Raw genomic sequence first — 24028 nt, 5'->3', positions numbered from 1 at the left:
CTTCAGATGAGGCGCCACAACTTAATGGCGTGCCGACTTGCATCTCTCGCTCCAAAAACGGTGGTTTCTGTTTAATTCCCGCTTTGCAATCAGAGCGCAAGCAGAAGAAGAGAGTATGGCTCAAGCACCACAATGTCACTCTGGCAAACCGGCCATCCTGAGGCCATCGAAATATAGTCGAGTGGCGGGATTGTCTTGGTACCCGCTTCGCATTCGGACAGCAGAAATCGTATCGTCTGGCATCTGCCAGAGGACTTCGGCAATGGCCGCTTGAGCTTTTTCCATATCTCCGAGTTGTGCGTAGGCGGCGGCAGTCTGACGGTACAGCGCGGTATACTTGGTGCTTATTGCCAGCCCCTCACCACACACATCTATCGCTTTCTCGAATTGACCCAATTGAAGATACGCCTGCCCCAGACCGCCAAGGATGATCAGCCGCCAAGGGGTGTGCCGTCCGAGCCTCAAAGCTCTTCGGAGGCAATCCAATGCCTGCTCGGGCAGGCCAAGAAAGGCGAAACCCCACCCGCAAAAGGCAAGCGTTACGTAGTCCAACGAAGACGTGCGCAGCACTTTTTCCAAAAATCGGCGGTTATCAGAGGCGCTCATACTGCCTTCCAGACGTGCGGCGAAGGCAACCGACATTTGAGATATGGGGTCATGGGCATTCAGCCTATCAAAGGCTTTCAACCACACTTCAGCATGCTTCCTATACTGATCACATAGATCAGAATACCCAACGGATGCGCAGGATTGGAACGCAATCAGCCCAATGCTGATTGCATCTGCTCTGTCAGGTTCAATTTCTAGCGCGCTTACAGTGTGATCGAGAGTTCTCTCTAAGCTCTGAGGGTCACAGAGCTCCAGAGCCAGAGCGGCCTGAAGGGCATGATCTGAGGCAGTCAGTTCGGTCTTCGCGGTCGAGTCGAGCCGCGCCTGCTCTGCGTCAAAAATCGTCCGCAGAGCCTGCCCAGACATCTCTTCCGAAACCAAGTCTTGCCAGTCAAAAATGTTCGCTAGTTTACCGTCGAACTTGGTTTTCAACCAAACCTTATTGTTTGCGTCGATGAGCTGCACATCGAGCCGTAACCGATCGCCGGAGCTACGCAAGAAAGCTTCAAGAACGTACTTGGCATCCTTTTTCGACTGCGTGACAGCCGCTGACATCCACATCGTTGCGTCAAGGTACATGGTTACATCCCCTGTTATCGCATGCGCCAGTTCTTGAACCTCGTGTCGGTCGTCGGCGGTTGCGACCGGGACAACTGCAATCTTAAGGCCATCGGAATTCGTGCGCGAGGCTGTTGTGGCCTCTGGTATTTCGCCTCTGACCCAGACACGCACGGGTCGCTCGATGTTCTTCAGTTCCCATGCACCTCCATCGTCGAAAGAGGGCCGGAGCGTTCCGTCAAGACTTCCATAGACCGCTTCTGATACGACTATCGATCCGGGTGCTGACGCCTGTTCTAACCTAGCTGCTACGTTGACCCCGTCTCCGAAAACATCGTCCTCTTCCTCCACCACATCGCCCATATGCACCCCAACGCGCATTATGATTTCAGGCTCGTCTGGATGTGCACCTTCCGCCAAGCGATCTTGGACACGCATGGCGCTGGACACAGCGTCAACGGCAGATGAGAAGAGGACGATCCAACCATCGCCCATGCTTTTGACAATCCGCCCGTGATGCGAGGCAATGTTCGGCCCGAAAACCTCAGCCCGGAGCCGCCTCAAGGCGCGCAGCATCGCCTCGGAGTCCTCTCCCATCAAGCGGGAGTAATCGCATATGTCAGCCGCCAGAACGGCGGCCAGTTGGCGCTTCATCTGATGCTCCATGTGCAAACTGACAAATACCGAAATCCAGTCAGATTGTAGACTAGAGCAAGATCGGCTAAGTTTGGAGGTCTCTGCCAACGGTATAATTTTGTCTGGTCTAAGGTACGGCTATCCCTCTCGCACGTCTGAGTTGCCGCGGACATCCGTGCCCATGCTGCTGAGAATAGTTGTGGCTCAGTGGCCCTGGGCTACGCCGGTAATTCAGCATCCGCCAATGCGTCGCAAATTCGGTCAAGGAAGCCGACGTCTCGCCAGAAGAAGGAACGGTCCCGAAAGTTTGCAATTGTGAACCCAGGAAGCGCGCGAAGAAGCCTTTTGGCAAGCTCACGCGCCTCTTCCTCGGAGCCCATCCAAATGGCTATCGCTATACCTAGCGGCAGCACCCAAAGCTTCTCAACCCGATCAGTTGGAACGGAGCCCATTTGACGCACAAGGAACGCAGCTTCATCTAGATCACCCTTGAAGGCATAGGCAAAGGCAAGATGTGCAACGACGAAATACGCATAGAATGGCTGCATTTCGATTGCGCGACGCAGGAGCGTGATCCCGGCATCCGCGTCACCGGAATAGATCTTTACGTAGCCACCGACTTCAAGAACGTAGGAGGACATAGGGTCCAGATCGAGACCGGCATCGACATGTGCCACGGCCGCATCATGGTTCCCATCCATCATTTCCAGACAGGCCATCACGAGCCTCAGCGACAGATTATCTGCGTTTCCTAGTAGTTTTTGGGCCAATCTAGCATATTCGCGCCCCTTTCCCAGATTGGTTACGCGTGACTCCGTTGATACCCCTGGAATGGTCAACTTCGCCCATTCGAGCCAAGCGAGAAGAACTACATATTCGGGCCTTTGGGGGTCGCGTTCGTACAACGAGTGCCAAGTTCGAACTGCCTTTTCAAAACCCTTTGCGTTGAAAGACTGAAGCTCGACTGTCCCCTGTAGTAGGTCTGTGAAGTCTTGGTCGGTGTTGGCAAGGCTACGAATATACAATGCCCGCGCACCAAGAGTAACTGCTGCATGCACTTGAGAATGCAGCCTATCCGAAATGTCATCTTCGATCTCGAAAGGGTCGGTGTTGCTGTACTCGAAGCGAAAGGACTGAATCCGTTGATTGGTCCGGCAATCCGCGAGCCCCAACATGATACGAACTCGATCAGATGATCCACGCACGGTGCCTTCGATTAAGTAGTCCGCTGCAGTCGATCGACTTGGGTCCTCTACGACAGATATGGCCTCTGTTTGCGAAAGTGTTGCGACCAAGGCTTCGGGGAGACCAGCGGCTAGGCCAGTGGAGAATTGTTCGTCGGCTGAACTTCGAAATCCTCCGACGGCCAGAACCGGCTTTCTCGGGAGGCGAAACCATGGCAGCAGATCGGTGCCCGGAACATCCTGGAGCGGCACATTTCCTGACGCCCTCTTCCAACGGTAGGCGCGGATTGGGCGGGCGATGTTCTTGACCTGGACTTCACCCATTGATGCGAAGGCCTCCGAGGCAGTTGTACTAAGTTGATCGAAGGCGGTGCCCGATAAGCAGATGCCGCCTGGTTCAGCCAATGCCTCAAGCCGGGCCGCGACGTTCACCCCGCCACCCAGAATGTCGCCACCCTCGTGGAAGACATCGCCAAGATGGATGCCAATGCGGTAGGCGATACGCCTGTCCTGCGGCGGGTCGGCCTCCCGTCTGGCCATCGCCCGCTGGACTTCCACCGCACAGGCGACCGCTTCTACAACACTGGGAAATTCAGCCAGCAGGCCATCACCGGTTGTCTTGACTACCCGTCCGTGATGCGTTGCCAGAGACGGATCAATGAGGTCCAACCGATGAGCCTTATGCCGCACGAGGGTGTCAGCCTCGTCTTGCTCCATTAAGCGCGAGTAACCAACCATGTCGGCCACAAGAATAGCGGATAAGCGACGCTCCAAAGATACCCCCTCCCACCACATCGTAGCGAAGGCATGAGGATAATCCTATATCAATGTAAATTGTATGGCGATTAGGAAGCAAAGGCCGCTAAGTGAATGCCCTTCAAGTCCCGGAGATTTGTCTGGGTTGGGCTCAGTGCGGACTTGCGGCGGCGCAGCGGGGAAAGCTTGGACTGCGCTCCGTAAGCGGTCATTCCCGAAACACAGAAAATTCAACGCTTTCAGCGGCGTGACCCGATGCCCGGACATTCGGTTGTTCGAATCAGTCGTTGGTCTACAGACCCCGAAACGACGGCTGTGAGCCCGAAGGAGCCGTTAACAGTTTCCCGGTTTTCGGTTATATTGACGGGATGGAACGCCGCATCGCAGCCATTATTGCTGCCGACATGGTCGGATATTCCCGCCTCATGGAAGCGGATGAAGAAGGCACTCTCCTACGACAGAAGCGTCATCGGCTTGAGCTAATTGATCCAAAGATCGTGGCTCATGGTGGCAGTGTGATCAAGCTTATAGGTGATGGGCTCATCGCCGAGTTCCCATCGGTTGTCGAAGCCGTTAAATGCGCAGTCGAAATCCAGCAAGCAATGGAGATGAGGGAAGCAGAAGAACCCGATGACCGACGGATCAGGTACCGTCTGGCGGTCAATTTGGGCGATATCGTCTTCGACGAGGGCGACGTGTTTGGGGACGGTGTGAACATAGCTGCAAGGCTTGAAAGCCACGCAGAGCCTGGAGGCATCGTTGTGTCGGGCATGGCGCATGATCACTTGAAGTCGAAAGTCCCCGTTGACTACGAATTTATGGGGGAGTTGGAGCTCAAGAACATTGCTGCGCCGGTGCGCGCTTTTAACGTTGTTATGGAAGCTTCGATGGCACCGCGCAGAAAAGGATTGCGAAGCGCACAAGACCAGAACTCAAGACCCTGCATCGCCGTGCTTCCGTTCGACAATTTTGGACCACCTGATCAGTCATGGTTTGCGGACGGCATGGTTGAGGATGTCATAACAGCCTTGGCGCACCAACCTGGCTTCGACGTCATTGCTCGAAACACAACCTTTTCCTACAGGGGAAGTGCCATTGATGTATCAAGGATCGGTGCAGAACTTGGGGCTGGCTACATCCTCGAAGGCTCTGTCCGACAGAGTTCTAACCGTATTCGGGTGACGGCACAGTTGATTGAAGCCGAAACGGGCAAACACCTTTGGGCCGAGCGCTATGATCGACAAATTGCGGACGTCTTTGATGTTCAGGACGAACTCACTGAGGCGGTATGCGGAGCCATCATTGATCCAATACAGAGGGTCGAGCGTCGCCGCGCCATCGCCGCCACATCGCGTGATCTGTCGACCCGACAATTTTATTGGCAAGCCTGGGATCACTACTGCCGCATGCGGCCTGAGGCATTCGTTCAGGCGAAGGATATTCTTGCACGCAGCCTCGAACTCGATCCGAACGATCCCGACTTGCTCAGTGCCCGAACCTTCCTTTCAGTTACAACGGTTCTGTTCGGATGGTCCCCCGACCCTTCGCAAGACATTGCTCTTGCGCAAGAGCATGCTCTGAAGGCGGTTGCGAACGCTCCACAAAATGCTGTCGCTCAATTTGCTCTCTCATCTTCGTCGATGCTGGCTGGGGATTGGGATACATGCCTACGTTCAGCAGAAATTGCTCACGAGATCGCGCCAAATCATGCGGCGATCAACTTCTGTCTAGGGAGTGCTCATGTTCTTTATGGTCAAAACTTAGAAAGGGCGCTCTTCGCCTTTGAGCGGGCAATTCGCTTGAGCCCTCGGGATGCCTTTTCAGCAATGCATCACAACAATCGTGCGCTGACTTTGTTTATGATGAGGCGCGATGAGGAGGCATTGGAAGGATGGCGCACTGCTCAGGCAATTCAACCGGACTTGATTTGGACACGCTTCAACTTGGCTGGTGTGCTGGCGCGACTTGGTCGACAAGAGGATGCCAGCAAAGCGCTTTCTCATGCTCTTGAACTCAGACCAGACCCAGATCTTGACCTCTTTAGGTTCGGCTGGCCATTTCGAAGAAAAGCTGACTTCGAACAGGTACTAGAAGCTCAGAGGCTAGCTGGCTTGGATATCTAGTTTGCAGAGCAGTCATGATGAACGCCCGATTTGTCCGCATGTGAGACATCCGTAACCGGCGCAGCGTACGACCGGTTTGGATTTTGGCCAATTTGTACGAGTTCAATGGCCGCTTTCGGGAAACGGTGCTGCGCCGCCGCGTCTGGTTGAGAAATTTGAGTGTCGCGCGTAGGGAAGTTTCGCTGCACCAGCATCAGGCGGCTTCGTCCGCATCTGAGACATCGGACACAGTCAAAACGAGTGGCCGGTGTTGGCAAAGGCGGTCGTTGCAGCGCAAAAGCAGACGTTGCTGCGGCGCGAGCCAGTCATGAGTGGCCGCTGACGGCAGCTTTGCGGTCATCTGACAAAAAGCGTCGGATGACCCAAACGAGCCCAAAGGGTCCTTTTTTCAAACATTGGAATCGCGGTAGCCTCGGGAAAGGATGAGTCACGAGGGGCGAGATGGGGATGCAAAGAACGTTGCTTGTTAATCTGTTACTGCCAATAATTACATCGTTCACGATTTCGACAGCCGCGAGCGGACAGGGTTTCAAAAACTACGAGCTAAATGGTCAAAATCCCTCGACGGAGGGAGGGGTCTGGACAATGACTCTTCGAGAAGGGCTTTGCCACAAAGGCAAATACGGTGACGGAAGGGGGGAATCTGACTGCGTCAATGGCAATCTGCGTTCGCAGTTACAAGGCCGGAGTTCGAGAATTGGTAAGACAGTTGAATACGCTTTCGACGTGTTGGTCCCGAAGAATTTCAGATACACTGAAAGCTTGAGTTATCGAAAGCGAGGCAGCATTGAAATTGCAGGTTGGCAGCACACACGAGCAATTAAGAACCATCTTTACGAGATGCATCTTACTGGACGAGCGGTAACTTTCGAGGATCGTGTTTGTTTTGATCGTTCCCGCTTCGGGCAGTGGAACTCGGTCCAAGTACGTGTGAAATGGTCTTTGAACCAAGATGGTGCACTTCAAGTCTTGTGCAACGGCAAGCAGGTCTATTCGATCAAAGGTCAGACGCTTGTCCCGCCCGGCTGCGGAACTAGCGCAAAGTCAAACTGCCACACCGACAAACTTGCACACCGAAATTCAATCACTTGGATCGTCGGTCCTTGGTACCGCGGATTCGGCCCGGACTGGAAAGAACACGGTCGCTCCAGTCCGTTCCTTCCTTTCCCCCCCAATGGCGTGTCGATCAAGATGAGAAATCTCTACCAGGGAAAGCTGCGCTAGATGTTGCAAACAATCTTCCAGCGCTAGCCAGAGACTACCGTGTCTGCTTCGTACCGCGTTGCAGACCTCTGATTCAGCAAAGACGAAGGCCCGGTTCCCAACTCTCTTCCACCCGAAAATCAGACCTGCAGACCGGCCCGGTTGTTTGTTGCTTCGTCAGTTTTGACCTAAGTGCCCAGTTGCTCCAGTGCATGAGCTTGCTTGTTGCGTTAGGATAGTGAGGAGGAGGCTGCCCATGCATCGAAATTCACGGCTATCGGCTCTCAACTCTTGGCTGGTAGCGGGAGCACCCGGCACAGAAGGCTTCAGCGAGATCAATGCCGAAATCGGTCGTCGCCTTAAAGCTGCAAGTCTTCCCGCAGATTTCTTTGGCATCTACAAGACATTAATGCATCCCGAATTGCCCGGGCGTTTCGATTACTGGACTGAGGCTGCAGGCCCCAGAACAAGCAGGCTCACACCGCGACAACTCAAGGAAGGTAAGCAGTGGATCGGTACGCCGGGCCAAGTCTGCAGCAGCACAGGCCGGGTGCTGCTCTACACTTTTGGCAACAATCCCGATTTCGACATAAGGCCGGATATGACGGCGCTACGGGAAAGGGGCTATGTGCAAAGCCTTTGCCTGCCCTTGCACTCGAGGTACACGCCCGATCTCAACGTAGCAGTCGCCATGACCAAAGCTGAAGGTGGCTTCAGCGACGATCAAATTGAGGCGTTCCGCAGTCTTCAAGCGCCAATAGCGCGTGTTACGGAGGGCTTCGTGCTACACGAAAGCACCATCGCAGTCTTGTCTACCTATGTCGGACGAGATGCCGGAGCGCGGGTTCTGACTGGTAACATTCGTCGTGGAGATACCGAGAATATCCCGTCAATCGTGCTCTTCATCGACCTTGAAGGCTTTACACAATTCTCCAACACGATGCCACCTGAAGACACTATCAGCTGCCTTAATCGCTTCTTTTCTGTGCTTGATGAAGGAGTGTGCAGGAATGGTGGTGAAATTCTCAAATTCATCGGGGATGGCGCCATGGCCATATTTCCCACTCCAGACGACAGGGCCGCGCAAGTTGCAGCTGTCGATGGTGCCTTGGCGACCCTGGAAGAAACGCGCAGGTCGATGTCGAACCAAACTGAAGGGCAATCAGTGCTCAATTTTCGGGCGGCCTTGAACGTGGGAGACGTGCATTACGGTAACATCGGTAGCGTGAATCGAATGGATTTCACCGTTGTCGGACCGACGGTAAACCTGACCGCCCGTCTATTGGAGATCGGTGCTTCGCTCGGCAGACGCATAGTATGCTCAGAAGAGGTCATTCGTCTTATCGATGGCGTCTCGGAAGATCTGGGAAGACACTCATTCAAAGGCTTTGAAGAGCCAGTTCGTGTGTTCGCAATCGAGGACTACTGAGTACCTATTAGTCTTTCCCCGCAGAAACCAAAGGTCCGCTTGGTCCGCAACTGAGACATCGATCGCGCCCGCAGCGAATGGTCGGTGTTGGTAAGAGCAGCCGTTGGGGCGCAAAAGCGGACGCAGCCACAGCGCGGACCTGTCATAAGTGACTGCTTGCGGTGGCTTATTGGTCATCCGATAGAAAGACTTGTCTATTGATCGTCGCGGTCTCAACCGGAGAGTTGAGCCACCGCGCAGCAAAAATGATGTGGTGCGCGCTGGCGGGGTGCGGGCCGGGGAAAGACTGGCCGTTTCGGGGCCGGATCTGAGTATGGCCGCCCCCGTCTTTCGACTGAGACCCGAACGGATACCCGAGCCCCGGGCTCGGATGACAAGCATGGGAGATGCGAAAGATGACCGAGGTTACCATCGGGATTGATGTCTCGAAAGACAGGTTGGACGTCCACCGCTTACCGACCGGTGAAGAGCAGGCCTTTGCGAACACTAAGTCCGGACTGACGTCGTTGATACGATGGATTGGCGCGGGCCCCGTGCTACGCATCGTCTTCGAGCCGACCGGACGCTATCATCGCGACCTCGAGCGGCGCCTCGCAGCAGCAGGCTATGCGCTGGTCAAGGTGAACCCACGGCAGGCAAAACGGTTCTGCGAAGCTCTCGGCGTACGCGCCAAGACCGATCGTGCAGACGCTGCCATGCTGGCGCGGATGGGCGCTGCGCTGGCGCTGGAGCCGCAGCCAGTCCGGCCGGACATTCTGAACGAACTCAATGAGCTGATTGCTGCCCGACGGGCGCTGATCAAGGACCGGACGGCAGCGAAGAACCGTGCCAAGGGCCTGCGCCTCGCCCTCCTTCGCCGGCAGAATGCCAGCCGCCTGGCCCGGATCGAGGCCGATCTCGCAGCGATCAGCAAAGCCATCGCCGTTCTGATCGCCCCAGGATGACTCGATTAGGTGTTGGCACAGAGCCGTGCCGACTGACGATTTTCCAGCTCCCTTGCTCCAGCGCGAACACCAGTGTTTCGCGAAATTCGAACGGTTTTTCGGACCTGCCTGCTAGAGTGACCTTGTTAATGATGGTGGCCCATCCGATGTTCCCTGCTTCAAAGGCTTCCGCGAAAAGCTCCTCCATGTGCAGAATATCAGGCTTATCTTGAAAATACGCGACAACCGCGTCTCTTACTTCCTGTCCGCACCAGTTCTCTCCACTCGCTGACCCTAGAAAGCGAAGGTTTTCGCTGTTGGACATAAAATTGGGCAAAGCTATCTGATCGCCATTGCTGTTGTGCGCGTACCAGCGGCGCGATACAGCAAGCAATTCTGAAGAAGGCTTGATCACAAGTTTTTCCAAGCGGGCCGCAGTTTGTTATCGCTGTTGCCGCGGTTCAGCAAATGGTTCTTACTTAATGAATGCCGGAATTGCCTTGCAACTCAAAGGGCAACTTGGTCCTGCGAAGTCGACCTTAGTGCTGAACGCAGCTGACGGCTGAAACGGGCCCTGAGCGGACTTATTGCCCGCCCAAGGCTTTCTAAGGCTTTGCGGCTGCAAACCGATTTCTAAAGAACCTCATACACTTGGAGCTGCGCTGTTACGTTTGGCTCTGCTAGGAGGAATGGCCTAAATACGGGCGAGGCTTCAACTTGCATCCACTGCTTCGATGTCTTGTGCGATTCAACAACAGCTTTTAGGCCCTGTTTCTCGTAGGTATCGTGCCTGACGTTTAGAATGACTTTACCACCAGGGCTCGTCACACGAATGAACTCCGCCAAACAACTTGCGGGCGCATGCCCCGGCCCTAGGGAGCCAATACACGCTACTGCAGCAAAGTAGTCATCCGTTTCCGGTAGCGGTTCCGCTAAGTCGTGCATGTAATGGCGTTCATAAACGCCCAATGCAGATGCCAGTTTCAGCATTTTAGGAGATAAATCCGCGCCTACTACATTGTCATATCCAAGAATTGACAACGCCTCTCCTACAAGGCCCGTGCCACAACCAGCGTCCAGAATTGGCCCAGAACCAAGTGGTACATGTCGCGCAAAAAAAGCAGCAGCTAGCCACGGTATCCTGTAGCCCTTACCAACGTTGTCGGCATCGTAGCTAGCGGCCCAATCATTGTATGCGTTCTGTGCCGCTTCGGACCCGTCAACGTCGTACACATGCCCAAGTGCCTCAGTCTCGCCCGACATTTTCGCCTCCCCGAGAATAGCTTTGCAATCGCTCACCGTGCTTCACGCTAGCGCATTCCCAACTGCATTGCATTCTTTGTCCGCTTTGCAGTCTTAGCCCGGATATCGGCGAACGTCCGGTCAGGTTCGAAGCGGTCATTCATAGGTGCCGATGCGCAATTTCTGGCGTGAATGGCAGCTTTTGCCAATACCGGCCACTCGTTTTGACTGCGTCCGATGTCTCAGAAGCGGGACGGAGCGGTCGGTCGGCTTTCGCGCCCGAGTGGCTGGTATCCACGGGTTTGCGACTATGAGGCGCATCACCTGAAGTGGAAGCCGTTGGTTTGCTGCGTGCGTGAGCTTTGACATGCAACGGGCTCGGAGGCACCCATTCAAGCACGAGACAGAGCCAATTATCGGAGCAACGCGCCCAAACGTGACAGGAAACCGGCAGAGATATTGCGAACAGTTATCGGAACGATAACTACCAACCCATGCCCTTTCGCATAGCCAGGATTGCGCGCCTTGAAGAAACGCACATAATGGTTATCGACGCGTTGGCTGGGAGCGTTTTGCTGCCGTACCTCAATTGTCATCCATCCTACGTCACGTACGAATGGATCGGCCTCACTCACGGGCGGTGCCGGGAAGCTGTTGATCAGCTCGCGTGCAACTTCCTGAATGACTTCCGGCGTTTCACGGTCAGGATGCGGGTAGACCTGCGGAAAATTCTGGCAGGCAAGATCATAGCTCGAAGCGTGTACAAGGGTCCCGACATAATAGATCGGCGTGAATGGATGCCTGAGCTTTTCGGCAATAGAGCGGATCATCCTGAACCGGTAAGTTGCACCATGCCCCCGGTACTCCGGCAAGAGCCCGGCTTCCGCTCTCAGAACAATAACGTGGCGCCCTGACACCTGTCGCCAGAACCGATGGGCCGCGCAATAGCCGACGATTTGACCGTCCGCGGCAATGAAAAGCTGTATGAGCGTACTGTCCGCCGACGGGTCCAACACATGATTTTCGAAATCCCCCAAGGAAACGCCCGCGAATATTCTCTGGTTTAACGCGTAGAGTTGGCTCATCAATTCAGCGCGCTCGGTCGTGGACAGTTTCGCAGGGTCGACTGTGGATCGCTTTGCAATCCCAGGCTCAATGCTTTTGCGTTTCTTGAAATCAAGCATGGGCCTGACCTTCACTAGGCGACGTACTTGGGTCCGCACATCCGCCATCTGTTCATGTTAGCCGTCAGAACTGCGCCGCGACGACTGTTGTGCGTAGAGCGCTTCAATTTCGTTCCGATAGCGCTCTTCGATGACATATCGCTTGATTTTCAAGGTCGGCGTCAAAGTGCCGTCTTCAACCGTCCAGGGCTGCACCTGAGTATGAACAGCACGTATCTGCACATATTCTGGCTGATCCCGCAAAAGTTGCGCCAGACGCGCCATGATGGCCGCGTTCGCCGCCTGTGCATTGGGAAAATCTGGATCAAGGCCCTGGCGTTCGGCGTATCCAGCCCAATGGTCACGATTAAGCACCAGGATCGCCGAAACGAACGGGCGGTTATTTCCTATTGGACAGCATTGTTCGAAAAGCGGGTCCGCCTCGATCGCAGCCTCGATCTCTGGAGCAGCGGCTTTCTTGCCGGTAGATAGGACGATGACATCCTTCAACCGTCCTGTGATAAATAAGTGGTCCTCGCGAAATTCCGCTGTATCTCCGCTGTGCAACCAGCCCTCCTCGTCGATGGCTGAGGAGGTACCTTTGGGGTCATTCCAATAGCCTTGCATCAGCGATGGTGACCGGATCAGCAGCTCGCCCTCGGCGGTAAACCGGGTTTCGATGCCGCGAAGCGGCTTGCCGGCAGAACCCGGCAAATTGTCCTCAAAGGTGGTCCCACTGACGACAGGAGCAGCTTCCGTCAAACCGTAACCCTCAACAAGCGGCAGGCCGACGCCGATTAGGAATTGGCTCACCTCAGTCGATAATTGAGCGCCGCCACTCGCTGCAACACGCAGCCGCCCACCGAAGGCCTGCAGGATCGGGCGTGCGACCAGCCGCTCTAGCAATGGCCAGAAAAGCAAGCCCGGCATCTGACTGAACATATTCCCTCTGCCGCGGCTCGCTTCGAAACGCCGCCAGCCAATCGCTACGGTCATTCTTACCAGCCAGCTCTTGAGCGGACTTTCTGAAGCTTCCTGGACGATCGCTTCGTAAAACCGCTCGTACAGGCGCGGCACGGCGACCAGGATCGTCGGCCGTACTTCAGAAATGTCCTCCTTCAGAGTTTCTATCGCTCGAGCGAATACTACCCTAGAGCCACCCATCATCGCCAGATGGTAGCTCATGGTGCGCTCAAACGCATGGCTGAGTGGCAGCAGGGACAGAAAGACGTCGTTTGTCAGAGGCGGAATGTTCACTGCAACCGCCTCGGCATCCCACAGAAGAGCAAAATTGGACAACATTGCTCCTTTAGGCCTACCTGTCGTGCCCGAGGTATGTATGATCGTGGCGATGTCCTTTGGCGCGCATCGGATTGGCCCAGCGTCACCCTCTGCCAGGTCCAAGACCTCGCCAAGACGGTGGACCTTTCTTCCGCGGACTTGCTCATGCACCTCACCATTTCCGCGCACCCAAATTTGCCTCAAAGCACCGCTGCTTTCGAGAGCGGGCTTCAGTGCTTCTAATCGCTGCACGCTCTCGACAAGACACAGACGTACGCCACAGTTGGACAGGATAAAGTCTATATTGGCCTCGCTGTCTTGAAGATAGAGTGGCACGGTCATCAAACCGTTTGCCATGGCCGCGATGTCGAAGGCGATCCAGTCGATGCAGTTCCGCAGCAAGATCGCTACACGATCGCCCTCCTCCATGCCTGCCTGATCTAGCGCAACACGATAGCGGGCAACTATTCGCTCCATTTCACTCCAAGTTACATCCCGCCACGTTCCGTCTTCAAACTCGGAGTAAGCCACGGCGTTCGGAGATCGTTCGGCCCGACACGTCAGCAAGCCCGGAATTGTCCCTGCCGCCTCGCAACCGATAAAGTCGAGATCTGGTGTTGTTGTGCGCTTCATAGCCTCGTTGATACGACTGAACCGCTCTCCATACTTTGAGCAGGATCAAGCGGATCTCATGGTAAGATCGAGCAAGTTCTTGGCCCTTCGGTTGCACGGCCAAGAACGGGTGCTTCATCCGCTCTGCTGTCGGTCACCCAACTTTTCATGATGCGACGGAAGCGCGGTCGGTTCGATATCGTTGCTCTGCGGCGGTAAGGCGGCAAGGAAAGGGTGCGCTTCGCCGTCACTGTTGTGGGCTGTGTCCGCTCGCCGCCCTTTGCGACTGATGCAGCGCACGTCACTTAAGTCGCTATTGGGCTCCCTCCAGCCATTAGCTGCGCTCGGCATCAAGGCCAGCTAAGCAGACGAAGCCGCCATCTACCGCGCTCGGCCGCGAACAGCTTTGCCGCGTTGAAAGAGGATGCCAGCGCTGTAGACTGGGAATGTTCCGACCCAAGCTGAGCGCCCGAATGAATTTGACAAGAAAACTCGCTGCAGTACTCGCCGCAGACGTCGTAAACTACTCGGGTCAGATGAAGTCCGACGAAGCCGGGACGCTCACGGCGCTTCGATTTCTGCGAAGGGACATATTCGAGCCGCTGGTCAGAGAACATCGAGGAAATATCATCAAACGCATGGGTGATGGCTGGCTTGTGGAGTTTGCCTCCGTTTCCGATGCCGTCCGCTGTGCCTTCGATATCCAGACCGCTGCACTGAGGCAATCCGTCCTTCAATTGCGTATCGGCGTGCATCTAGGAGACATCGCCTTTGAAGACGACGACCTGTTCGGGGACGGTGTCAATCTGGCCGCGCGCCTTCAAACCCTCGCGGAACCTGGTACAGTTTTGATCTCGGACGTCGTTCAAAGGAGCATCGACGAACGTCTGTCAGAAGTCTTCCGGACGGCCGGAGATCGAAAACTAAAAAACGTCAAGGCCCCTGTCTCGGTCTTCCAGTGGGCACCGCCGGAAGCGCCTCCTCCGCGCGTCGCACCGCAGTCCCATTCACAGTCTCTCTTGATCGGGGTCCTGCCCTTTGACAGCCTCTCTTCCGATCCGGATCAGGAATTTTTCGCCGACGGCATTACCGAAGAGATCATCACGACCCTCTCAAAGCTGCCAAACCTGCTCGTCGTCGCGCGCAACTCCACCTTTGTCTACAAGGGCCGGTCGGTGGACATCAAACAGGTGGGGCTGGAGCAAGGTCTCGATCTCGTTCTGGAAGGCAGCGTCCGCAAAAACCGCGACCGCGTCAGGATCACGGCCCAGTTGATCGACGCCAAGACAGGGATGCATCTCTGGGCTGACCGATTTGATCGGCTCATTGAGGACGTCTTCGAAGTTCAGGACGAAATTGCTCTGAGGATTGCGACTGAGTTGCAGGTCGAGTTGCTCGAAGGTGAGATGGCCCGGTTCCGGGGGTCAGGCACGAAAAATCTGGAAGCCTGGTCCTCACAGCTCAAGGCTATCGAGAGTTGCAGGAAGGTCACCAAGGGAAGCTTTGGAGAGGCCCGTCGCCACGCGGAGCGTGCCATTGCCCTCGACCCGACCTACTCAGCGCCCCTCTGCACCTTGGGTTTTATCTGTACCGTGGAGGCGCGGCATGGGTTCAGCGAAGATCGCGAAGCGGCCCTTGCACAGGCGCGGGAATGCGCGCGCCGCGCCCTGGAGATCGACAGCTACAACCCTGAAGCCCACGCAGTTGACGGGTTCGCCGATGCAATCGACGGCAATCTTGATGACGCCATAACGAAATTTGACAGGGCGCTCGCCCTTAACCCGAACCATGCCGACGTCGCCGCGCGGCTGTCGCTGACGCTGGCCTTTAACGGGCAAACTGCCGACGCAATCCGGGTCGCACAGCAAGCGATCACACTAAATCCCCACTACCCGGGATGGTACGCAGGTGTCCTTGGCTTCGCCAAGCGTCTGGATGGCAAGTATGAGGAAGCGATAGAGGCTTTCAAAGAATACAGCGAAATGGTCGAAGGGTTCGGCCATCTCGACTTGGCGATTGTCTACACGGAAATGGGTGAAATCGAAGCCGCCCGGCAAGCGGCACAGACCATTTTGAAGTTTCGTCCAGGTTTCAGAATTTCAACCTGGAAAAAGACCCAGCTCTATTCATCAAAACGGAGGTTGGAGTTGGACTGCGACTGTCTGCGGAAAGCAGGCCTGCCTGATTGATTATTCCTTCTGGCCTGCAGGGGCTCCAGAAATCTCGGTCAAAGCACCGTCAGAAGCTCTTGGCAGTATGGGCTCTTCTGAGACATCTGACCGCTTTTGTCAGATGTCTGCAAAGCCGCCTTCAGAGGCCATTCGAGACGACGGGACCGCGTGGCGAAGTCCGCTTTAGTGCCTGAATGACCACTTCTCCCAGCACCTGCCATTCGCTGCTGCAGCTTCAGAGGTCTGGGATGCGGGACGAGCCGCCGTTCGCCAAATATCTGGGGACACTACACCAATCGCATGGTAGCTCCATCGTATGACGACGACATCGATACAAACTCGGCCAGCTATCCCTTATGCCGTCGCAGTTCTTGGGGTTCTTTTCGCATCAATCTGTTTTGGACTGGTGCCTTATTTCAGCCGTGGGCTGACTGAGCAGGGCGTCGCACCTTATGCAGTGGCATTCTATCGCTACATTGTTGCGGCAACTGCGCTGCTTCCTGTTCTCATCATCCACCGAAATGCGTGGCGAGAGATAACCTGGGGTGTATCCGCCGGAGCGGTGATGGGACTGGGATGGATTGGATACGTGACGGCGTTGGAGAAACTGCCTGCGTCGACTGTGGGGGTACTTTACATGACCTACCCCGTGTTCACTCTCGTAATAGCATGGGCCTTGTTTGCCGATGCCCCAACACGGCGCGCTTTGTTCGCCTCCGGTCTTATCGTGCTGGCGGCAATCATTGCGGGATCTCCAGCCTCTGTACCCATTGAGTACGTAACTATATTGCTGATCTCCCTCCTGGCCCCATTCGGGTTTGGTTTCGGAATTTGTGTACTGGTGTACAGGCTGTCCCGTATCGCACCCCTCGCGCGCATAGCTTCGGTTTCACTTGGGTCTATCCTTGGTCTCGCGCCACTTGTTCTGAGTTCCGAAGTAGCGGATTTGCTCCCGCGCGAGCGGTCCGACTGGCTGTTGATTGTTGGAATTGGGCTTGTCACAGCGCTTGTCCCGCAGCTCATATACACAGTTTGCTCGCCAGTGATTGGCGCGTCCCAAACTGCGGTGGTTGGAAGCATTGAATTGCCCACCATGTTTGCTGTCGGTTATCTTACTTTTGGCGAAGCGGTCACCACGACCCAAGCTATCGCCTGTGCCTTGGTATTGGGCGCGATCGCCCTCACAAGAAGCCGAAAAACGCGTACCGTTTCGACCGTGCTCACCAAGAGTTCGAAACGGTAACTCTGGGCTCCCTCCAGCTGCTAACTTAGATCAGCATCAAGGTCCGCCCAAAGAACGCAATGGCCTTTGACCGCATCGCAGCACCTCTTAGCAAGTGAAACGTCTGCCACCAAGAATTTGAGCGCGTTCACTAGCAGCGCGGTGAACTCCGGATGTTTTCGGCGAGCAGCCTCAGGCCAGTTCCTTGATCATTTCTTCGCGCATGATGAATTTTTGCGGTTTGCCGGTGACCGTCATCGGAAGCTCTTCCTTCAACCGTACGTGTAATGGCACCTTGAAATGGGCAATCTGACCCTTGCAAAATTCCCGGATCGCTTCCGGTTCGAGGTCCGCACTTTGTTTCGGCACGATCCAGGCACACACCACTTCCCCCAGCTTATCGTCCGGGATGCCGAAGACCTGCGCCTGAGCGACAGCAGGATGTGTGTAGAGAAACTCCTCCACTTCCTTGGGATAGATGTTCTCGCCGCCCCTGATGATCATGTCCTTCACCCGGCCGGTAATGTCGCAATAGCCGTCCGCATCGATCACCGCGAGGTCTCCAGTGTGCATCCAGCCGTCTCTGATCGATGCGGCCGTCTTCTCGGGATCACCCCAATATTCACGCATTACCGAATAGCCGCGGGTCAGCAACTCTCCCTGTTTGCCGATCCCCACCGTTTCTCCCGACTCGTTCACAACCTTGCATTCCACATGGGGATGGATCGTACCGACAGTCGAAACGCGCTTATCGAAAGGAGCATCCAAATGTGTTTGAAAAGAAACAGGCGAGTTTTCGTCATGCCGTAGGCGATCGTCACCTCGGTCATGTGCATTGTCTTGAAGACGTCGCCCATGACGCTGGCCGGGCATGGAGAGCCCGCCATGATGCCGGTGCGCAACGAAGAAAGATCATAGCTGTCGAGATCCGGCAATCCCAACTCAGCGACAAACATCGTCGGGACGCCATAAAGCGCCGTGCACTTTTCTTCCGACACCGCGCGCAGAGTTTCCGCCGGGTCAAAACCCTCGCCCGGAACAATCATCGCCGCGCCTTTGGTGACACAACCAAGCGTTCCCATGACCATTCCAAAGCAATGGTAGAACGGCACCGGAATACAGAGGCGATCCTCTTCGGTGAAATTCATCCGCGCCGTGACGAAATGCGCGGTGTTGATGATGTTGCGGTGGGTGAGGCAGGCGCCTTTCGGGCTGCCGGTCGTGCCGGAGGTAAATTGAATGTTGATCGGTGCGTTTTGATCGAGCGTGTTCGTGATCGCGTCCAGTTCAGTAGCCACAACCCCATACCCGGATTGCAAAACTTCGTTAAAAGAAAGCATCCCAGGCGGCGGGTTCTCGTCGCCGACCGCGATGATCGCGCGCAGGTCAGGTATCTTCACAGCATACAGTTCTCCACGCGTGGATGACGAAAGCTCCGGCGCGAGGCTCTGAAGCATGCCGATATAGTCCGAGGACTTGAAGCTGCGGGCCGTCACAAGCGCCTTGCATCCGACCTTGTTCAGCGCATATTCCAGCTCATAAGGGCCATAAGCCGGGTTGATACATACCAGTATCGCGCCGATCCGTGCTGTCGCAAACTGGGTAAGAAGCCATTCCGCCCGGTTAGGCGACCACACACCAACCCGGTCACCTTTGCTGATGCCTAGACGCAGTAAACCGGCGGCCAGCCGGTCTACCTGCCGAGCAAGGTCCGCCCAGGTCCAGCGAATGTTCTGCATCCGAAAGACGGCCGCCTCCCGGTTCGGAAATGACGAAGCGGTGCCAGATAAAAGTTTGGGAATGGTCTCTTCGCGTAGCGGTTCCGTCGTGTCTCCGAGAACATGCGACTGATTTTTCTGTGGCACATTCATACAAAGGGCTCCAAGTCGACCTTCGCTGCGAACCAAATGGATGACCGCTCATGCGCAGAAAGCGGCCTTTCGGCATTGCAGCTACGTCCTCAGCGCCATCGCAAGGTTTGCAGGTTACGCACTTCCCTGTTTCCCCACCTCCCTTCCCTGTTCCTCCTTAATTTTTCCCTGATAGTCGGAAATTTTTCCCTGTTATCAAATTAACAGGGAAATGCCTTCTAACTCGCTGTTAACGCTCATGGAAATCGCACATAAGTCGCTAAAATCGCCCAGATTCAGCCAGAAATTGCGGATTTTCCCTGTATTTTCCCTGTTAACAGTGAAAACAGGGCTGAGACCGGTTCGCTCTGGACTGCGTCCACAGCCACACACTTCCTCGATTTCAGCAAACGACACACTTCCGCGCATTAAGAGCGTAAGTTCAGGCGCTTAACGCAGGCGGGTTTGTAGAGAGACTTCGTGTGAAGCACAGAAGTGGCGATTTTCGGCCGCAGTCTCTGTTTGCCATTCCGGCGGTACGAGTTTGGTGTGTTTGGGTGGCTTGGATTAGAGCTTCGCGAACAGCGCGCTCTGTTCTGACCAAAGAGCTGGAACACCTGACTTGATCAGATAGTCAGACGTTAGACCATCTGGCTGCTCACCTTCAGCGATGGCATCGAGCAGATCTGGCGCAAGCATCGCCAGATCAACGACGTCCTGGATGCGCCGTTTTGATGTGCCCTCGGCTTCGGCGATCTCTGAGAATGTCATTCCGCCAAGGATCAGCGCCATCCACTTCTGTGCATTGATGATGTTCTGCACGAGCGTTCGGTCGATCTCAGCAGGTTTGTCTCCGAGATGCAGCTTCAGCTCCACGCCCCGCCTGCGCATCTGGAAGGGGCTCTTAAGGATGAGCTCCTCGGGATTGATCTTGTCTGGATTGCACTCGACTACTTTCGCGAGCTCGCCACAGTGCAGACGAATGGTCAGCTTGCCCGGGCTAAGGTCAGCGCGCTCGACCAATGTCAGATATTCCTTCGTCTGCTGGATGGCATGCAGTTTGGCTGTGACCGCCTCAACCTGTGATGCGTTGAGATCCCGGATCAGGCGGATCGCAATCTCTTCCTGCTTCAGGTGCGCTCTGATCAGATCGGTGATCAGACCCTCGACCTGTTCCGCAGGGAGACGCCAGGCATCGGGATGCTTCCGGCTTCGATCCTTTACCAGCCTGTGAGAGATGTAATAGCGCAAGCGCTTGCCATTCTTCTTGCTGTGACTGGGTGTCAGACGGTCCCCGGTCTCATCGAAGAGCTTGCCCGCCAATAGAGATCGGGCGGCCACCCGCTTTGTGCCGCGGGCCCTTGTCGCCCCGCCTGCGAGCATCTCCTGCACCTGCTCCCAGATGACCGGTTCTATGATGGCGGGGTGCTGCCCTTCATACACCTGACCCTTATGCCGGATGCCCCCCGCGTAGATTGGGTTGCTCAGGATGTGATGGATGTGTCCCCGATCTAAGGCCGTGCCGCCCGAGATGCGCCCTGCCCCGCGCAGGCGTTGGCGTGATCTGAGACCCAGCGCGTCCGCTTGCTCTTTGACCGCACGAATAGCGCCATGCTCCAGGTACAGATCGTAGAGGCATCTGATCGTGGCGGCCTCTGCCTGGTCTATCTTCAGGGTCCGACCATCAGCCTGGTAGCCGAGAGGCACGTTCCCACCCATCCAGAGACCCTTACGCTTTGAGGCCGCGATCTTGTCCCGGATGCGCTCTGCTGTAACCTCCCGTTCGAACTGGGCGAAGCTCAAAAGTACGTTGAGCGTGAGCCGTCCCATGCTGGTGGCCGTGTTGAAGCTCTGGGTGACCGACACAAACGATGCCTCGGCGGCATCCAGCCGATCCACCAACTTAGCAAAGTCCGCCAGCGACCGGGTCAGACGGTCGATCTTGTAGACGACGATCTGATCTACGCGCTTCTCGTCTACCGCCTGCATCAGGCGCTGCAGCGAGGGACGCTCCAGATGACCGCCGGAGATCCCGCCGTCGTCAAAGCGGTCCGGCAGCACCTCCCAGCCTTCGTGTTTCTGGCTTGCAATGTAGGCCTCGCAAGCCTCCCGCTGGGCATCGAGTGAGTTGAAGTCCTGGTCAAGCCCCTCTTCAGAGCTCTTTCGGGTGTAGATGGCGCAGCGGATCCTGCGCATCATTGTACCCCGAAGAAGCGCGGGCCTGACCAGTGGGCGCCCGTGATGTGTTTGGCAATGGCCGACAGGGACCGCCAGTTTTTGCCATCCATAACGTACCCGCCATCTATCACCTCAACCTGGTATGTCCTCCCGTTCCATTCCCGCACCAGGAAGGAACCGGGCTTGGCGGTGGCGGGGGCGGCCTTTCCAGCGGCAAGGTTTTCCAGGCGGCGTACCGTCTTGGCCGATACCCCGCCCAGTGCTTTGTTCTGCGCCTCCCAGATCAGCACCCGCTTCAGGAACTGCAGAGACAGATGCTTGGGCGGTGGGCGGCCAAAGGCTGCGCGCCAGCGGTCCAGACAGGCTTCCCGACCACAGGCTTCGATCTCAGCAATCAGGATCAACACCTGATCTATCTCTCCGCCGCTCACCGGTCACCCTGCCCTGCGACAATCCGGTAGACCGATCCCTTATCCGTTACCGTCCGAGCGACTACGCGACCGGCCTTGCGTTGAGCTGATATCGCGGCCCTTGCCGTATGCGGTTGCCAGCCGAAGGTCTTCTGAAGCTGGGCGATGGTCACGCCGGACTTTCGGGAGAGTAGTCTGTGCAGTTGCGCCTGGCGAGTTGGTTCCTTCGCAACCGTCTTCGGGTTGGCTGTCTTCTGCGGTTCTAGCTCTGACGTTGCCATGGTGTGTCTCCACTCTGTGGGCAAAGGCCAATCCCTCGCCCTGTACTGAGTGGAGCCCGGAGCTCCCGGGCGTCAGCGACGCTCACAGTACCGCTCCAAAGCCCTCAGAAGTCCAGTCAAACGTACAGGTCGACCCGAAAGCAGACCTTGGTGAAATCTGCAGCTAATGGCTGGAACGAGCCCAAAACGGCCATTTCCTTGAGCTCATTCGCTCTGGTACGCTCATCCTGTGGAACGTCGTCTTGCAGCCATAGTAATCGCTGATGTTGCCGGTTTCTCGCGCATGGTCGCCGAGGATGAGGCCGGAACGATCGAGCGTATGCGCGAACTCCGCGATACGGTCACCGAGCCAGCCATCGAAAATGCTGGTGGTCGCATCGTTAAGCGCACGGGCGATGGCACGCTGGTAGAGTTTTCTTCGGTCGTGGGCGCCGTTGAAGGAGCGATCGACGTCCAGCGCCAACTTGCCGAGATTGCAAACGCCGATCCAGAAGATCGCCGCTTTATCCTGCGCATAGGAGTGCATCTTGGCGAAGTACTGGTTGAGGCGGATGGAGACATTCACGGCGATGGCGTCAACGTCGCTGCCCGGCTCGAAGCTCTCTGCGCGCCCGGCGAAATCCTCGTCTCCGGTGCGGTCTGGGATCACCTCGAGGGACGCCTTGACGTTCGAGCGGAAGAACTCGGTCTAAGGGAACTTAAGAACATCCCCCGGAAGGTTGCCCTTCACAGGTTGATACCGGTTGAGGGGCCAGTTGCCGCTTCCCCAGCGCCGGATCAAGGCAAGGCATCATTGCCTCTCGCCGACAAGCCTTCCATCGTTGTGTTGCCCTTCGACGACATGTCCAAGGATGCTGATAGTGGTTTTTTGGCAGATGGTTTGGTCGAGGATGTCACTACCGCGCTTTCTCGATTCCGTTCACTCTTCGTCATCGCCCGCAACACAGCCTTCTCGTATCGTGGGAAAGCGATAAACGTCGCGGACGTCGGTCGCGAGCTTGGTGTCCAGTATGTTCTCGAAGGCTCTGTCCGGCGAGCGGGAGATCGTGTGCGGGTCACAGCCCAGCTTATCGATGCGACCGCAGATCGGCATATATGGGCCGAGAAGTATGATCGCAATCTCGATGACATCTTCGCAATTCAAGATGAGCTGACACAGGCTATTGCTATGGCCGTTGCACCTAGCATTCGTGCCGAGGAGATAACTGCGAGTGCTGACCGAGACCCAGGATCTCTTAGCTTGCGCGAAAAACTAGCGCGCGCCTGGTGGCACTTGCAGCGATATACAGCTGAAGACGGGGAAGCTGCGCGGGCAGTGTTGACGTCTGCGCTCGAGGAGAGCCCACGAAATGCAACCGCTCTCGCCTTCATCGCGCAATCTTATGTCTTCGATGGCTTATATGGCTGGGGGCGGCCACAACCTGAATCGATACGGTTAGCGATCGAAACGGCAACTCAGGCGCTGATGTGTGATCCAGACGACGAGAATGCGCAGGTTCATTTGGCCATAGCACTGTTCATTGCCAAACAGCACTCAGAAGCCGCTCGTCACCTTGAACGCGTACTAGAGAGCAATCCGAACCACGCGACTGCGATGGGATCACTCGGAATGGTTCTTACCTACATGCATGATCACCGCGCTGACACTTTGCTGAAACGTGCAGCACGTCTTAGTCCGAGGGATGTTTGGACCAGTATGTTTGTCGGCCATCGCGGAATGATCGCCTTCATCAAAGGCGATGACGAGACAGCCCTAAGTTACTTCAGGGAAGGCCTTCGCATCGCACCACGCAACGCGTCCTTACTGCGAGGAGAAGTGACGGCTCTAGCGCATCTAGGGCGTCTGGTAGAAGCCAAGGATTGCTACGCCCGATTGCTCGAAGTAGCTCCTGGAGTAACGCAAACTATCACGCGAAATGGTGTCATGTTCGTTTACGAAGCGGATGCTAGCCGGTTTTGTGAGGGCCTCGGCCGGGTTGGAATGCCTGAATAGTAGATTTTGCATGATCTTACCGCCACCTGACCCGATAATTCGAACTGCCAAACCGTCCCGCAATTCAAAGATGTGTCGAGGTGTTTCGAACGTTGTCTATGTACACCTCTCTGCCGTCGCGTCCCTATTGACCCAGCCCCCTGATCCGGGCCGATCAGGTGTAGAATCCGTTCCTGTTTCTTTCTGTTGATACGGTTGCGGTCA

The 24028-nt window shown here is 55.9% G+C and carries 17 protein-coding genes and 2 pseudogenes; 8 read left to right on the top strand and 11 right to left on the bottom strand.

The annotated features are described in order from the left end of the window. Positions 1 to 135 precede the first annotated feature (135 nt). Positions 136 to 1821, bottom strand: a complete 1686-nt coding sequence (locus AB2B41_RS20370) for an adenylate/guanylate cyclase domain-containing protein (protein ID WP_367879669.1) — start codon at positions 1819 to 1821, stop codon at positions 136 to 138. A gap of 200 nt (positions 1822 to 2021) precedes the next feature. Beyond that, entirely contained in the window at positions 2022 to 3782 is a 1761-nt protein-coding gene (locus AB2B41_RS20365; RefSeq protein ID WP_367879668.1) for an adenylate/guanylate cyclase domain-containing protein, read from the bottom strand. A 329-nt stretch (positions 3783 to 4111) separates the two neighbouring features. Between AB2B41_RS20365 and AB2B41_RS20360 the strand changes: the two genes are divergently transcribed. From AB2B41_RS20360 to AB2B41_RS20345, 4 genes are all read left to right on the top strand, one after another. Next, on the top strand, positions 4112 to 5866 hold the full coding sequence (locus tag AB2B41_RS20360; RefSeq protein WP_367879667.1) for an adenylate/guanylate cyclase domain-containing protein: 1755 nt from the start codon (positions 4112 to 4114) through the stop codon (positions 5864 to 5866). 585 nt (positions 5867 to 6451) lie between these two features. Beyond that, a complete protein-coding gene (locus AB2B41_RS20355) occupies positions 6452 to 7090 on the top strand; it encodes a polysaccharide lyase family protein (RefSeq protein WP_367879666.1) in 639 nt (212 codons plus the stop codon). Positions 7091 to 7325: 235 nt separating this feature from the next. After that, positions 7326 to 8498 (top strand): adenylate/guanylate cyclase domain-containing protein, encoded by a 1173-nt coding sequence (locus AB2B41_RS20350; protein ID WP_367879665.1) that lies wholly within the window; start codon positions 7326 to 7328, stop codon positions 8496 to 8498. A 395-nt stretch (positions 8499 to 8893) separates the two neighbouring features. Next, the gene (locus AB2B41_RS20345) at positions 8894 to 9442 is read left to right on the top strand and encodes an IS110 family transposase (RefSeq protein ID WP_367879664.1); all 549 of its coding nucleotides are present in this window, start codon (positions 8894 to 8896) and stop codon (positions 9440 to 9442) included. Here the strand turns inward: AB2B41_RS20345 and AB2B41_RS20340 are convergent. The 4 genes from AB2B41_RS20340 to AB2B41_RS20320 form a co-directional block, all read right to left on the bottom strand. Then, a complete protein-coding gene (locus AB2B41_RS20340; protein ID WP_367879663.1) occupies positions 9405 to 9848 on the bottom strand; it encodes a nuclear transport factor 2 family protein in 444 nt (147 codons plus the stop codon). The genes AB2B41_RS20345 and AB2B41_RS20340 overlap by 38 nt on opposite strands. Before the next feature lie 206 nt (positions 9849 to 10054). Beyond that, positions 10055 to 10684 carry a class I SAM-dependent DNA methyltransferase gene (locus AB2B41_RS20335; protein ID WP_367879662.1) on the bottom strand — a complete coding sequence of 210 codons (630 nt, stop codon included), beginning with the start codon at positions 10682 to 10684 and terminating at the stop codon, positions 10055 to 10057. A gap of 392 nt (positions 10685 to 11076) precedes the next feature. After that, on the bottom strand, positions 11077 to 11847 hold the full coding sequence (locus AB2B41_RS24075; RefSeq protein ID WP_474104443.1) for a hypothetical protein: 771 nt from the start codon (positions 11845 to 11847) through the stop codon (positions 11077 to 11079). A gap of 57 nt (positions 11848 to 11904) precedes the next feature. Next, the gene (locus AB2B41_RS20320; protein WP_367879659.1) at positions 11905 to 13740 is read right to left on the bottom strand and encodes an AMP-dependent synthetase/ligase; all 1836 of its coding nucleotides are present in this window, start codon (positions 13738 to 13740) and stop codon (positions 11905 to 11907) included. Positions 13741 to 14165: 425 nt separating this feature from the next. Between AB2B41_RS20320 and AB2B41_RS20315 the strand changes: the two genes are divergently transcribed. Together AB2B41_RS20315 and AB2B41_RS20310 are read left to right on the top strand one after the other, a co-directional pair. After that, a complete protein-coding gene (locus tag AB2B41_RS20315) occupies positions 14166 to 15908 on the top strand; it encodes an adenylate/guanylate cyclase domain-containing protein (RefSeq protein WP_367879658.1) in 1743 nt (580 codons plus the stop codon). Between the two features lie 298 nt (positions 15909 to 16206). Beyond that, the gene (locus AB2B41_RS20310; RefSeq protein ID WP_367879657.1) at positions 16207 to 17133 is read left to right on the top strand and encodes a DMT family transporter; all 927 of its coding nucleotides are present in this window, start codon (positions 16207 to 16209) and stop codon (positions 17131 to 17133) included. Between the two features lie 171 nt (positions 17134 to 17304). Here the strand turns inward: AB2B41_RS20310 and AB2B41_RS23900 are convergent, their stop codons facing one another. The 5 genes and pseudogenes from AB2B41_RS23900 to AB2B41_RS20290 form a co-directional block, all read right to left on the bottom strand. After that, a complete protein-coding gene (locus AB2B41_RS23900) occupies positions 17305 to 17616 on the bottom strand; it encodes an AMP-binding enzyme (RefSeq protein WP_420014321.1) in 312 nt (103 codons plus the stop codon). Between the two features lie 171 nt (positions 17617 to 17787). Then, positions 17788 to 18851, bottom strand: a pseudogene (locus AB2B41_RS23895) (AMP-binding protein); the annotation flags it as partial. A 678-nt stretch (positions 18852 to 19529) separates the two neighbouring features. Next, positions 19530 to 21158 carry a recombinase family protein gene (locus AB2B41_RS20300; protein ID WP_367879656.1) on the bottom strand — a complete coding sequence of 543 codons (1629 nt, stop codon included), beginning with the start codon at positions 21156 to 21158 and terminating at the stop codon, positions 19530 to 19532. Next, a complete protein-coding gene (locus AB2B41_RS20295) occupies positions 21158 to 21571 on the bottom strand; it encodes a DUF2924 domain-containing protein (RefSeq protein ID WP_367879655.1) in 414 nt (137 codons plus the stop codon). Before AB2B41_RS20295 ends, AB2B41_RS20300 begins: the two co-directional genes overlap by 1 nt. Continuing rightward, positions 21568 to 21831 (bottom strand): DUF3489 domain-containing protein, encoded by a 264-nt coding sequence (locus AB2B41_RS20290; RefSeq protein ID WP_367879654.1) that lies wholly within the window; start codon positions 21829 to 21831, stop codon positions 21568 to 21570. Before AB2B41_RS20290 ends, AB2B41_RS20295 begins: the two co-directional genes overlap by 4 nt. Positions 21832 to 22114: 283 nt before the next feature. Between AB2B41_RS20290 and AB2B41_RS20285 the strand changes: the two are divergent. Together AB2B41_RS20285 and AB2B41_RS20280 are read left to right on the top strand one after the other, a co-directional pair. Next, positions 22115 to 22474: pseudogene (locus AB2B41_RS20285) on the top strand (adenylate/guanylate cyclase domain-containing protein); the annotation flags it as partial. Positions 22475 to 22564: 90 nt separating this feature from the next. Next, positions 22565 to 23824 (top strand): tetratricopeptide repeat protein, encoded by a 1260-nt coding sequence (locus tag AB2B41_RS20280; protein ID WP_235930284.1) that lies wholly within the window; start codon positions 22565 to 22567, stop codon positions 23822 to 23824. Positions 23825 to 24028: the final 204 nt, after the last annotated feature.

The sequence above is a fragment of the Sulfitobacter sediminis genome, assembly GCF_040811725.1.
Taxonomy (GTDB): domain Bacteria; phylum Pseudomonadota; class Alphaproteobacteria; order Rhodobacterales; family Rhodobacteraceae; genus Sulfitobacter; species Sulfitobacter sediminis.
Note: the sequence above shows the minus strand (reverse complement) of the source record. Positions and strands in the feature narration are given on the sequence as shown.